Raw genomic sequence first — 13110 nt, 5'->3', positions numbered from 1 at the left:
TTTACCGAATTGCACAACGATTTGGTCCAATCTCCATTTCACGCTGTTTTTCTTCATCTGGGTTGATTTTCCCCATATTTGTTTCGCGAATCTCTTGATATGCATTGGGTTGTGGAGGCAAATGATCTGTCACTAAGTGCCTAAATTCTGCTTCATCAGCAATGTTCAAACCATGGTTCTCGGCAAATAATGTACTTAATTTTTTACCAACACTTCCATCTTCATTTAGCTCATCAATGATCATAAAGTGTGCTGGTAATACAATTAAATCCTTTGATAACGTTTTGTAACGGCTATAAAGAGTTTTTCTTAAATCTCCTACCCAATCTCCTGCCATACCGGCTAAATCCGGCCTGCCGATTGAATCGATAAATAAGATATCACCTGAAAGAAGATACTGATCATCCACAATGAAAGAAGTGGAGCCAATGGTATGTCCAGGAGAATAAATCGGTTGAATTTTAATCGTTGTATTTCCAATAATAATATCATTTCCTTCTTCCAACGGCTGATAATCGAATACCACTTCTTCAGCATCTTTAGGCGGTAACCAGTAGGTTGCTTTTGTTTTTTCGGTAATGACTCTCCCACCCGAAATGTGGTCTGCGTGAAGATGTGTATCAAATACGTGAGTAATCGTTACACCTTTCTCCTTTGCAAAATCTATAAACACTTCTGCCATACGTGTAGCATCTACTATGGCTGCTTCTCCATTGGATAATATCATGTATGATAGGCAACCTTTTCCAATTCGAACAAACTGATAAATTTCTCCACCATCTTTTAAATCCCCGACTTTTACCGGCTCTAAATGTTCACTCCATGCTTTCATTCCGCCTTTAAGATAGGATACAGAAAGACCTGCTTCTGAAAGCATCTCGGATACCATTACGGATGAACCTTCTTTTGCGCAAACGACTAGCACTTCTATATCAGAAGGAATTTTCTCCAATATATCTTCTACGCCATCTAAAAGATCGAAATAAGGAACATTCAAATGGTCAAAGTCATGCCCTTCAATCTTCCAATCACTAAAATCATTTTCATTACGCACATCCAAAATAAATAAAGGTTCTTTGTTAAAAATTTTTTTTGTCACTTCTTTTGGGGTCATTGCCTTTACGGTCATGTTTAAATACCTCCTATATCGAATCTTTTTTTAATGGGACTAAAATGTTAAGGATACATCAGCATCTTTAGCAAAATCTAAAAAGGTAACAGCCCCGCCTACTTCAATTCCTTCTACAAAATCATCTTTTGTTAAACCCATAACGTCCATAGTCATTTGACAACCAATAAATGTAACACCCATCTCTTGTGCCATTTCAAGCAGTTCAGGAATAGCCGGCACGTTTGCTTTCTTAAATCCTTCCGCAAAGTGTTCTTTCCCTTTCGGCATTTCTAATTCTTGATGCGCTTGCTTATGAATCAGATTTAATCCCTCGAATGTAAAGAAGATAGATACTTCTTGATCACTTGCTGCTGCGGCAGTCGCAATATTAAAAACTTTATAGGCATCAAATAGACCACCATTTGCCGCAATAATTGCTACTCTTGTACTCATTTGTTATCATCCTTTTCTTATTTATTCTGTTTTACCTGTCCAATCACGCATACCAGGGACAACATTAATAACCTTTTTAAAACCTTGTTTTTTCATCGTTTGAGCTGCCATTTCACTTCTTCTTCCAGAATGGCAAATAATATAAATTTCATCATCTTTGTTTAACTCGTTAGAGCGCTTTTCCACTTCACCAAGAGGGATATGCACAACTCCTGGGATATGAGCTTCTTCATACTCATCTACCTCTCGGACATCTAAAATGTTAAGAAGCTCGTCACTTTCCACTTTTTGTTTGAAAGCTTCTAGTGAAATCACAGGAATAGAAGGTGCGCTTTCTGATGAATGCTCTCCTCCTTTACGAAGAAAATGATGAAGTATCTCTCCCTCTGTTTCAGTACCTAGATATTCATGACCTGTGCTATTTGCCCATGCTTGCAGATCTGCTGTAAATCCTTTGTCTGTTGCTTGAATTTCTAATACTTCACCAGCTTTTAAATCCTTCATTTTCTTCTTCGTTTTTACAATGGGCATTGGACACGTCAAGCCTTTAGCGTCTAACACAATATTTGCCTTCACCATTTTTTCCTCCTTTTCAAATAGGGGTGGGGGTATATAAATATACAAAAAAATAATATCTAAGGTTTTATGGCCATGTATTCATACCACCTTTAATATTTGTGATATTTTTAAATCCTTGTTTTTTCAATACCTTGCTCGCCTTTAGACTTCTCATTCCACTTTGACAAATAACAAAAACTTCTTGGTCTTTCGAAAGTTGACTTGTTTGATGAGCCAATTTTGAAAAGGGAATATTTTTGAACTCTTTAATATGCCTTGTGCGAAATTCATGAGGTGTTCGTACATCGATAAACTGTTTTCCTTTATTTTTTAGCTCTGACTTTAAATCAGTAGTTGTTATCTGTTTAACACCTTGCACTGGTAAAAATCGTCGAAATACAATCCAAAGTAAAAATAAAATGAGTAAGGTATTGATGATTATCCCACTATCCATTGTGTTTCACCTCCTTCATTTATTTAACTTGTAATGGATATATTAAATAAATAAGTTGACGTTGCCTTCTTCAGCATCTGCTAAATAAGCGGCTACACCAGCATAGTTGATATCATTTATTAATTCTTTTTCCTGTAAACCAAGAAGATCCATTGTCATCGTACAAGCTACGAGATTTACACCCTGTTCTTGAGCCATCTCAATTAACTGAGGCAATGTTAATGCATTATGCTTTTTAATAACATTTTTAATCATTTTAGGGCCCATACCTGCAAAGTTCATTTTAGATAAGCCCATCTTATCAGCACCACGAGGCATCATCTTTCCAAACATTTTTTCAAGAAACCCTTTTTTTACTGGAACCAGCTCTTCTTTACGCAAAGCATTTAATCCCCAGAAAGTGTGAAATATAGTAACTTCATGATCGTAGGCAGCTGCACCATTCGCAATAATATAAGCTGCCATTGCTTTATCGTAATCCCCACTAAATAAGACAATTGTTGTACGTTTTGTTTGTTCTGTCATGTTTATTCTCCTAACTAATTACCCATAGGGGTATATTGAAACCAAAAAATTTTTTCGAAAGATCTGCTATTATTCAACTCGTTTAATACCGGTGGGGGTATAATATAACACATATAAAAATTCGTCAACCTTAAACATAGGTTGATGAATTTTTTATCGACTCTTTACCAATAAGTCGACTGCTTCTTTTACTAAGTTTTGTGTGTCTTCGCCCTTTTCTAAACTTTCACGAACACAATGTTCAAGGTTTGTGCTCACAATTAAACCCATTGCTCGATCAATAGCATTACGTGAAGCTGCTAATTGGGTCACAACCTCTCTACAATCTTTTCCTTGCTCCATCATAGTCAATACACCTTTAATTTGCCCTTCTATCCGGCGTAGACGATTTTTAATCTTTTGATCATACTCCATGCCTAGAACCCCTTCTTTGAAATATATATTTACATGTTATCAACTATCAATTCATACTATGCAATTTAACACACTACATTATTAACCATATATTGTTTATGAATCAATATTATACCCTTATAGGTATATTGTCAATTTTCAGGACTACATGAGAATCATTATAAAGGGTTAATATAATTAGTTCCCCATCTTATATGTTAAACCCAAAAGATTAATCGTGAGAAGTCTCCATATTTACTTCAACATGCTCATAATCCCCTGATTAGTATCCTTGGGGAGAAGAAGACATCGAAAAAGTAAAAAAGTAAACAAACCTATATTGGTAATTATCGGATTCAATTGCTGTCATTGATGACACGTCACGTTACTCCTAAGAGGGAATTTAATAACTCTACAGCAAAAACAAAAAAGATACCAATATGGTTTGGTATCTTCTTTATTAGTTCGAATCCCTCAATAAAGCGGATGCTTATCATTAGTTACAAAAAAAGCCTGTTATTTCAAGTATATGATGTCATTCATTACACTCATTTTCATCGTTTTATATTCATTTTGGGACAAAATAGGCACTATTTTTAACTGTAAACGAACAACTAAATAATTGTGTAATTACACAAATGCCACTAATGCCATGTCAACTCCTTACTATAATAAATAAAAAAAAGGAGGTTCCGTTGCCACCTTAAAGTAATGTCTACTTAGGTTCTTTAAATGTATAGCAAGTTATATAAGCTTATGCTTTTTCCTGATTCCCTTTAAAATACCAAATAACTACAGGAATAAGTAACAATGATAAAACGGCTCCAGAAATTGATAGTATTGTGTAACTAGAATGTGCAACAACCATTCCTGACAAGGCTCCCCCCGCTGCTCCTGATAGTGCTACTAAGACATCAAATGTTCCTTGTGTTTTTGCGCGTAGAGATGGGTGTGTTGAATCTATAATGAGGGCAGTTCCCGTTAGTAAACCAAAGTTCCAGCCTACCCCTAATAATACTAGTGCTAGGATGAGTAATGATAATGAATCTGCCGGTGCAATAGCTGCCACCAATCCAGCAGCAAGAAGTGTAGCACCTGAAGCAATAGCCATAGTAGTGCGACCAAACTTATCTACTAATAAACCAGTCAATGGTGAAGGAAGGTACATCGCTGCAATATGGAGCCCTATAACTAATCCCACTTCGCTCAAACCATGACCGTGATGACCCATGTGAACAGGTGTCATTGTCATAATAGCTGTCATGATTAGTTGAGCTAAAATCATAATGACAGCTCCTACCATTATTCCTTTTTTGTCTATAAAAGGATTTTTTAGACTTCCTCCTATTTGTACTTTATCGTCTTTTTTCTCAGCATTTGCAATAGCTGTTGATACAAACAGCGGATCTGGACGAAGAAAAATTAAGAGAATAATTCCAGCAATTATAAAAGCTGCTCCTGACATGATGAACGGACCAGCTAAATTGGGAACACCAATTGAATCTGCAAATTCCCCCATTGTATTAACTAGGTTAGGGCCTACTACAGCTCCTAAAGTAGTAGAAACCAAGGCCATACTTGCAGCAGTTCCCCGTTGTTTCTCATTTGCAAGGTCTGTCCCAGCATATCGAACTTGAAGATTAGAAGCCATACCTGCTCCATAAATAAGAAGGGAAACAAATAATAGGGCAACGCTGTTGATTAAAGCCGCAATTATAACACCTATAGCACCTAATCCACCTATAAGGAAACCACCTGCAAGTCCGGCTCTGCGACCAAAACGTTGTGAAGATGCTCCTATAAGTAGGGCAGCTACGGCAGATCCAAAAGTAAAGAGGGCAGTTGGAATTCCTGCTACATTTTCCGATCCTATCATATCTTGTGCAAGAAGCGCCCCAACTGTTATCCCGGCACCAAGTCCTGCTCCCCCAAATATTTGTGAAAAAATCAATATTTTTAATGTTTTTTTATAAAGTTGGTTTTGTTTTTCTGGTGAATCAATATAACCTTGTAACCAAAGAGGCTGCTGTGTTGATATATTTGTATCTTTTTTTGTCATTACCATGAATTCTACCTCCTAACGACAAATCTTTGTTGCTTTTCAAGTTTTTTTGTCATAACATTCCATTTTTGTTATTCTATATATTTAGGATTTTCGATATATTTAATATTTAATTATATTCATTATTAGAAGAAGCTCATGATTAGTTTTTATAATTATGAGCTTCTTCTATTTTTAAAAAATGAACAAGACAATCTTATTTGTCGGTGTTCATATTAAAATGTGTAAGACTCTCCGTCTTCTGGAACTAAAATATTACTTGAGAATCCTTTTTCTTTACTAAACTTTTTTAATTCTTCTCTAGATAGTGTCCAATGGTTAACAGCTTCCATATGAACAGATATAATCTTAGCATGAGGAGCAGCCTTGTGAACTTCATAGATGTCTTCTTTTCCCATGATGAGTGAACCTAAATCTAATCTTTGATTGTCTCCACCATTAACCACAATGATTTCTGGTTGATGTGTATGAATCTCGTCTTCGATAGCATCATACCAAACTGTATCCCCAGCTACATATAAAACTTTTTCACTTGGGTGCTTGAATACTAATCCACAAACATCACCCATTAAGTTTAATAACTCTTCTCCTCTGCCATGTTCACCATTTGTTTTTACTAATTGGATCCCTTCAAAAACAGTGTCTTGTTGCAGTACTTCTACATTTTTGAAACCACTTGATTTTACTTCTTTTGCATCTGCTTCATTTTGAACAAACATTTTGATGTTTTTTGGCAATACGTTTTTTGCCACATCATCAAAGTGATCTAGGTGTAGATGAGTAACAATTACTCCATCTACGCCATCCAGAATGTTATCAATTGATGTTGGCAAACTCACCAAAGGATTAAATAGATCTTGTCTGATCGTTTCAGGGAAAGTAGCGTACGTACCTTTCTCTGCTAACATAGGATCTATTAAAAATTTTTTATTTGCGTATTTTACAACAATTGTTGCATTTCGAATTTGTGTAATATTCATATTTACAACTCACTTTCTTTTTTATTTGTCTTACTTCGACAGAGTTAAGTGTATAATATCAGCAGTGTTCAAATACATAGATAAAAAAAAGTGTTTTAACTCTTTGACTTTATTTTCGAAAGGAATTAACGTTTAAATAGATCAAACAGATAAAAAATGATAGAGAAATTATGTAATAATAGCATAATGAAAAGTTCTGGGAGAGCTATATTTAACATGGCCAGCAGCTTCAGGTAAAAATCGGAAGAGAATGGAGATATTGAGGGAACTAACATTAAAGTAAATCGATCAATTGGGTGCTTTATGTATACCTTCATCAATATCTATATTTATGGCAAAAACACTCTGTACATAGTCTTACTTGGATCAAAAACAGGGCACCTTGATCTTTTATCAGATGGGAATAATGATATCGAAAAACAAAATAAAGTATAATGAATAAAGGGTGTCCAGAAGTTATTTTTCTGAACATCCTTTTTTAAATTGCTGAATCATCTTTCTTGTGGAAGGAAAGACGTTATGTCGCAAACATGCTCAGCAGGAGCGATTTAATTCTTTCACCCCTTGTTCTGTAGCTTTTCATGTAAATCTGTATTGAAAAAGCGATTCGGCATATGTTTTACAATGACTGTCTCTTTCTCTAATAGACGTACTGACTCATGATTTTCGTATAATACGTCATTTAATGTCTGATGAATAATGTGGTTATCATAATGTATGAATGTGACATTATGTATAAAAAAAGCCCTAGCTTGGTAAATTTCATATCCAAACTAAGGCTTTTTAGAGCAGAAATATATCATGTTAGTTATATGACCACACATCTCCGTTTTATAAAGGTTAACTATTTACCAATAACAATCGACACTTTATAGTTTGCATGTTTGTTTAAGTCATTTAAAAATAGATCTAATACCTCGTTTGAGGGAAATTTACATTCAAGCAAATAGCAACCGTCTCCACTAACTTTATAATTGTTTATTACATAGTTACCTTGTGTTTCTATAAAAGCTAAATAGGGTTGATGATGGATTTTTTCGATAAAAATATTAAGAAAAGCATGTATAGAGAAGCCTAATTTCACTTGATTCACTTCAATACTGCATCCTTTTATTATGCCATTGTCTAATAACTTTACTACTCTTGATGCGGTTGCTGGAGCAGTGAGATGTACTTTTTCCCCCTAATTTTTTCATTGTAAGGCGACTATTTTTAGACAGCTCATCGAGTATTCTTTTATCTATTTCATCAATCATTTTCTTGTATCCTTTCTGAAAAACAAGTTGTATTTTTTTTACATAGTTTGTTCACTGTACATTTTTTTATGTTTGTTTAAAACTTTAAAAATAAAGTGAAACTGTTAAATAACTTTATTTTCCCTATGTATTGATCGATTGAGAAAGTATATATTTATTTGCATACAAATCAAAAGAGGAATGTACACCATTTAATATGAGACATTTATTTAAAATGGTTTTTTCACTGATTTTGTATAAGTTCATTATTTTTAGAGGTGAAATTATGAAAAAATTTGATATATCTGTTTTATCAGTTGCTCCATTAAGACAAGGAGAAACAATGAAACAAGGGATTGATTCTGCAGTGTCATTAGCTAAAGCTGTAGATCATATGGGCTATAAACGGATTTGGTTTGCAGAGCATCATAATCACGACGCTTATGCAAGTGCAGCAACCGTATCAATTGTACAACATATATTAGCAAATACAAAAGACATTCGCGTAGGTTCAGGGGGTATTATGCTGCCAAATCATTCCCCATTAATCGTAGCGGAGCAATTTGGAACACTTGAAACATTATATCCAAATCGTGTAGATTGGCATTAGGACGCGCACCCGGAACGGATCAAAAAACGGCCGATGTGATTCGTCGTTCCAACCATAATGGCGTGTTTTTCTTTGAAAGAGAAGTAAATGATATTTTGCGTTTTGTCGGGGATAAGAGTGTACAGGGAGAGGTTCGCGCTTATCCGGGTATTGGAACGCATGTGCCTGTTTTTGTGTTAGGATCCTCAAACGATTCAGCGGAAATTGCTGCAAAGCTTGGTTTACCCTATGCATTTGGCGCTCAATTTTCACCCCATGCGATGGAAGAAGCGCTCTCTATTTATCGAGAAAATTTCCAACCGTCTTCTTATTTACAAGAGCCTTATGTGATCGCTTGCATTAATGTGATTGCAGCAGAATCTATGGACGAGGCATCTTTTATTTCTGCAAGTCATTTGCAGGTGTATATTGATATTTATACAAATAATTTAAGTAAGCTTATTCCACCCACTGAAAACTTCCTAGAATCGTTATCACAGTTTGAATTAGAAATTCTCCATAATCGACTGGGGTATACAATCATGGGTGATCGAGAAACAATTCGTCGCGAACTAATTGACTTCCAACAAATGTATCAAGTAGATGAATTAATTGCGTTATCTAATATTTACGAATTGAGCAAGGAAATTCAGTCTTACGAGATTTTAAAACAGGTTGTGGATGAGTTGTTTAAATAAAGAATGGAGCAACTTTAGAAATCGAGTCAGTTGTATTAGCTTATGTTCTTCAACAATCGGGCGCGATTTTTGAACAAAAAAGAAATGGGTAATGCATATTAGTCATGTATAATATGTATCACCCTTTATTTTTTTGAACGATTAGGACATAGTTCCGCTTCTTTCACAATGAATACTTACGGACACCTTTTCCCTAATAAACAGAAGGAAACTGCCGACCGTTTGGACGACTTACTTTAAGTAACTGGTGAGTTTTGGTGAGCAAGTCTTCTTCTATAGCCGTATTTTCCGCATAAAAAAATAATACCAAAGGTGGTTAAACCCTTGGTATTATTGGGATGCGGCCGAGAGGACTTGAACCTCCACGGGTTATTCACCCACTAGGCCCTCAACCTAGCGCGTCTGCCATTCCGCCACGACCGCGTGATCATTGAATTGTGTTTGTGCTGATTTATTAGGCTCTTAACCTAGTAAAACCAATTTGCGTGCACTTTGTAAATAAAGTGCGGGTGAAGGGACTCGAACCCCCACGCCGTAAAGACACTAGATCCTAAGTCTAGCGCGTCTGCCAATTCCGCCACACCCGCATAAGACACAATGGTGAGCCATGAAGGACTCGAACCTTCGACCCTCTGATTAAAAGTCAGATGCTCTACCAACTGAGCTAATGGCTCTTACTATTAGATTTCAAAAAATAAAAATGGCTGGGCTAGCTGGATTCGAACCAACGCATGACGGAGTCAAAGTCCGTTGCCTTACCGCTTGGCTATAGCCCAACGAAATGGAATGACCCGTACGGGATTCGAACCCGTGTTACCGCCGTGAAAGGGCGGTGTCTTAACCGCTTGACCAACGGGCCGATGGTTGAGAACTTATATCGAAATCTTATGGCGGAGAAGGAGGGATTTGAACCCTCGCGCCGCTTACGCGACCTACACCCTTAGCAGGGGCGCCTCTTCAGCCACTTGAGTACTTCTCCAATATGGCTCCACAGGCAGGATTCGAACCTGCGACCGATCGGTTAACAGCCGATAGCTCTACCACTGAGCTACTGTGGAATAGTGAGACAAGACTTATTATATCAGCCTTGGTTTCCAGTGTCAAGAGGTAAATATTTTTTATTTATCTCTCGTGACGACTTTTATAATGTAACATAGGCTTGCCATATTCGTCAACCTTTTTCACGAAAAAATTCTTTTTATTTTTCCGCGGCATTTTCCGCATCTGTATCTGTCAGGATTCATGGCACGCTTCTTTATATACTGTTGGCCGCAGGCTGTGCAGATATACATATAAGTTTTTTTGCTTTCAGTTTTTTTCTTAAGGGGTGTACAGAACCTTGGCGCGTTGACCTGCTGCAGCAGCAATCGAAAATCTCTGTCTCTGTGCTTATATCCTTTTCCCTCAAGGTGAAGATGATAATGGCAGAGCTCGTGCTTGATGATGCCGATCAGTTCCTCCCTGCCGTGCTCAATCAGATATTTCCTGTTCAATTCAATGTTATGGGAAGTTAACAGATATCTTCCGCCCGTGGTTTTAAGCCTGTCATTAAAAACCGCATGGTGGCGGAACGGCTTTTTAAAATACGTTTCTGAAATATCCTCTGTCAGCTTTTGAAGCTCTTCGTTATCCATGGTGCACCTCACTTAAAAAACATTGAACGGGACAATTCACCGTTCGCATACAATATGGTAATCACCGTCCCTCATATGATAAAAGCTGAGGAGGAATCAGCCTATGCCAAATTGGCTTAAAAAACAGATGCAAAAAGCGTTCCTTGAAAAAGATAATTACCAAATTAAACTGCTGAATCAATGCTGGTATTTCTATAGGAAAAAACACTGCTCGTAAGCAGTGCTTTTATTTTACCATAGACAGCGATACTCTGCCTTTTTGCACATCTACGCCGTCAACCCAAACTGTCACAATATCGCCGACAGATACGACATCAAGAGGATGCTTGACGAATTGATTGCTGAGTTTTGAGATATGCACAAGCCCGTCTTGTTTGACCCCGATATCAACAAACGCTCCGAAGTCCACGACATTGCGCACGGTGCCCTGGAGTTCCATTCCCTCTTTCAAATCCTCCAGCTGAAGGACATCTGTTTTCAGCAAAGGCTTTGGCACCTCATCACGCGGATCGCGCTCCGGCCTTGTCAGCTGTTCACAAATATCTTTCAGCGTGATTTCGCCGATTCCCAGTTCTTTCGCCGTTTCAGAAAGCGCCAGCTGATTGATTTTATCCTTCAATTCTGCCGTACCGATTTGTTCTGTTGAAAGGCCGAGCTTTTTCAATAGCGCTTTTGTTTCTTTATAGCTTTCCGGGTGGATGCCTGTTCTATCCAAAGGCTCTGTCCCTTCCTGCACCCTTAAGAAACCGATGCATTGCTCATAGGTTTTCGCACCGAGTCTGGGGATGTCCTTCAGTTCTTTTCGATTCGAAAACTTTCCGATTTCCTCACGTTTTTTGACAATGTTGCCTGCGACCGACTTCGATAGTCCAGCTACATATTGCAGCAGCGCGGCGGAGGCTGTGTTGACGTTTACTCCAACCTGGTTAACGACCGTTTCGACGACGAAACGCAGAGATTCATTTAAGCGTTTTTGGCTGACATCATGCTGATACTGCCCGACACCCACAGACTTCGGATCGATCTTAACGAGCTCCGCGAGCGGGTCTTGAAGTCTTCGCGCAATAGATACGGCACTGCGCTCTTCAACCTGAAGCTCAGGGAATTCTTCTCTGGCAAGCTCAGAAGCCGAATAGACGCTTGCTCCTGCTTCATTGACGATCACATAATAAATTTTACGAGTTATGTCCTTCAGTACATTGACGATGAATTGCTCTGTTTCTCTGGACGCCGTGCCGTTTCCAATCGCCACCATCTCGACTTGATGCTGCTCAAGAATGGCTTTGACTTTTTCGTGGGCTTCTTTTGTTTTCTTGACTGGTGCATGCGGATAGATGACATCGATTTTCAATACTTTTCCAGTTTCGTCTGACACAGCAAGCTTACAGCCAGTTCGGAAGGCCGGGTCAACACCGAGCACGGTTTTGCCTTTCATCGGCGGCTGAAGCAGAAGCTTTCTCAAGTTCTCAGAGAAGATGTGAATTGCCTGTTCATCCGCTTTTTCTGACAGCTCTTTTCTGATTTCACGTTCGATTGCCGGCTGGATCAGCCTTTTATAGCTGTCTTCAATCGTCTCCTGCAAAATCTCTTTTACGGACGTTGGGCGGTTTTTGATGATCTGTTTTTCTAAATACGCCTTGATGTGATCCGCGGGCGGCTCGATAGACACCTTTAAAATGTCCTCTTTTTCGCCGCGGTTCATCGCCAGCACCCTGTGCGGAACGACTTTTGAAATTGGCTCTTCATACTCGTAATACATTTCATACACGTTTTTCTCGTCTGCGTCTGCCGATTTTCCAGCTGCAGATTTAATGGTTCCTTTTTTGAAGGTTTCCTGGCGAATCCACTTTCTGAAATTCGGCTCATCTGAGATTTGTTCCGCAATAATGTGCTTGGCGCCTTCAATTGCTTCTTCCCGTGTGAACACTTCTTTTTCTTCGCTGATGTATTGGTCTGCAACTGCTGCCAAACGATCATCCTGCGGAAGTGTTAAAATATAGTCTGCAAGCGGCTCAAGGCCTTTGCTTTTTGCGACTGTTGCCTTTGTTTTGCGTTTTTGTTTATACGGGCGGTAAAGGTCCTCCACTTCCTGAAGCTTCACCGATTGCTCGATTTTTCGCTTTAGGTCATCTGTCAGTTTATCCTGCTCTGCAATGAGACGGATAACTTCTTCTTTTCGCTGATTTAGGTTCTGTATGTATTGCCAGCGTTCAGAAATCGTCTGAATCTGAACCTCATCCATCGAACCCGTCTGCTCTTTTCGATACCGGGCGATAAAGGGGACTGTGTTGCCGTCCTCCAGCAGGCGGATGACACTTTCAACGTGTTTTTGTGATAATCCTATTTCTTTCGCAATTTGCTGTTTTAAAAGGGCTGACGTTTCCATGTAACCAAAGCCTCCAATATTGTCGTTCTTTC

The 13110-nt window shown here is 38.2% G+C and carries 10 protein-coding genes, 7 tRNA genes and 5 pseudogenes; 3 read left to right on the top strand and 19 right to left on the bottom strand.

The window, feature by feature from the left end; genetic code table 11:
- Position 1: 1 nt before the first annotated feature.
- The 10 genes and pseudogenes from MOB98_RS14010 to lrpA all read right to left on the bottom strand — a co-directional run.
- A pseudogene (locus tag MOB98_RS14010) lies at positions 2-1133 on the bottom strand (MBL fold metallo-hydrolase); the annotation flags it as partial.
- A gap of 35 nt (positions 1134-1168) precedes the next feature.
- Positions 1169-1564, bottom strand: a complete 396-nt coding sequence (locus tag MOB98_RS14005; protein WP_268361564.1) for a DsrE/DsrF/DrsH-like family protein — start codon at positions 1562-1564, stop codon at positions 1169-1171.
- A gap of 21 nt (positions 1565-1585) precedes the next feature.
- On the bottom strand, positions 1586-2143 hold the full coding sequence (locus MOB98_RS14000; protein WP_268361563.1) for a sulfurtransferase TusA family protein: 558 nt from the start codon (positions 2141-2143) through the stop codon (positions 1586-1588).
- A gap of 64 nt (positions 2144-2207) precedes the next feature.
- Positions 2208-2576, bottom strand: a complete 369-nt coding sequence (locus tag MOB98_RS13995) for a rhodanese-like domain-containing protein (protein ID WP_268361562.1) — start codon at positions 2574-2576, stop codon at positions 2208-2210.
- Between the two features lie 42 nt (positions 2577-2618).
- Positions 2619-3101, bottom strand: coding sequence for a DsrE/DsrF/DrsH-like family protein (locus MOB98_RS13990; RefSeq protein WP_268361560.1), 483 nt, complete (start codon positions 3099-3101; stop codon positions 2619-2621).
- 153 nt (positions 3102-3254) lie between these two features.
- Positions 3255-3515 carry a metal-sensitive transcriptional regulator gene (locus MOB98_RS13985; protein ID WP_003237170.1) on the bottom strand — a complete coding sequence of 87 codons (261 nt, stop codon included), beginning with the start codon at positions 3513-3515 and terminating at the stop codon, positions 3255-3257.
- A gap of 733 nt (positions 3516-4248) precedes the next feature.
- The gene (locus tag MOB98_RS13980; RefSeq protein WP_268367132.1) at positions 4249-5559 is read right to left on the bottom strand and encodes an MFS transporter; all 1311 of its coding nucleotides are present in this window, start codon (positions 5557-5559) and stop codon (positions 4249-4251) included.
- A gap of 212 nt (positions 5560-5771) precedes the next feature.
- Positions 5772-6536, bottom strand: a complete 765-nt coding sequence (locus MOB98_RS13975; protein WP_268367131.1) for an MBL fold metallo-hydrolase — start codon at positions 6534-6536, stop codon at positions 5772-5774.
- Between the two features lie 560 nt (positions 6537-7096).
- Positions 7097-7204: pseudogene (locus MOB98_RS13970) on the bottom strand (cysteine hydrolase); the annotation flags it as partial.
- Positions 7205-7380: 176 nt separating this feature from the next.
- Positions 7381-7792: pseudogene (gene lrpA, locus MOB98_RS13965) on the bottom strand (transcriptional regulator LrpA).
- Positions 7793-8057: 265 nt separating this feature from the next.
- Here lrpA and MOB98_RS13960 point away from each other — a divergent pair.
- Both MOB98_RS13960 and MOB98_RS13955 read left to right on the top strand, forming a co-directional pair.
- Positions 8058-9058, top strand: a pseudogene (locus tag MOB98_RS13960) (LLM class flavin-dependent oxidoreductase).
- A gap of 135 nt (positions 9059-9193) precedes the next feature.
- Positions 9194-9298: pseudogene (locus MOB98_RS13955) on the top strand (hypothetical protein); the annotation flags it as partial.
- Positions 9299-9397: 99 nt separating this feature from the next.
- On the opposite strand, the gene MOB98_RS13950 reads toward MOB98_RS13955, so the two are convergent.
- The 8 genes from MOB98_RS13950 to MOB98_RS13915 form a co-directional block, all read right to left on the bottom strand.
- Positions 9398-9481: transfer RNA gene (locus MOB98_RS13950), tRNA-Leu, on the bottom strand.
- A gap of 81 nt (positions 9482-9562) precedes the next feature.
- Positions 9563-9645: transfer RNA gene (locus MOB98_RS13945), tRNA-Leu, on the bottom strand.
- An 11-nt stretch (positions 9646-9656) separates the two neighbouring features.
- Positions 9657-9732: transfer RNA gene (locus MOB98_RS13940), tRNA-Lys, on the bottom strand.
- Positions 9733-9759: 27 nt separating this feature from the next.
- Positions 9760-9834 (bottom strand) — tRNA-Gln (locus MOB98_RS13935).
- Positions 9835-9845: 11 nt separating this feature from the next.
- Positions 9846-9917, bottom strand: a tRNA-Glu gene (locus MOB98_RS13930).
- A gap of 29 nt (positions 9918-9946) precedes the next feature.
- A tRNA-Ser gene (locus tag MOB98_RS13925) sits at positions 9947-10037 on the bottom strand.
- Positions 10038-10041: 4 nt separating this feature from the next.
- A tRNA-Asn gene (locus MOB98_RS13920) sits at positions 10042-10116 on the bottom strand.
- Positions 10117-10239: 123 nt separating this feature from the next.
- On the bottom strand, positions 10240-10692 hold the full coding sequence (locus tag MOB98_RS13915; RefSeq protein WP_268359125.1) for a SprT family protein: 453 nt from the start codon (positions 10690-10692) through the stop codon (positions 10240-10242).
- A gap of 103 nt (positions 10693-10795) precedes the next feature.
- Here MOB98_RS13915 and cmpA point away from each other — a divergent pair, with 103 nt between their 5' ends.
- Complete coding sequence (gene cmpA / locus MOB98_RS13910; RefSeq protein WP_003225207.1) at positions 10796-10909, top strand: cortex morphogenetic protein CmpA; 114 nt, start codon at positions 10796-10798, stop codon at positions 10907-10909.
- 9 nt (positions 10910-10918) lie between these two features.
- Here the strand turns inward: cmpA and MOB98_RS13905 are convergent, their stop codons facing one another.
- Positions 10919-13078, bottom strand: a complete 2160-nt coding sequence (locus MOB98_RS13905; protein ID WP_268359127.1) for a Tex family protein — start codon at positions 13076-13078, stop codon at positions 10919-10921.
- Between the last annotated feature and the right edge of the window lie 32 nt (positions 13079-13110).

This window comes from Bacillus sp. N13C7, assembly GCF_026790065.1.
Classification (GTDB): domain Bacteria; phylum Bacillota; class Bacilli; order Bacillales; family Bacillaceae; genus Bacillus.
This window is presented reverse-complemented; position numbering and strand designations above follow the sequence as displayed.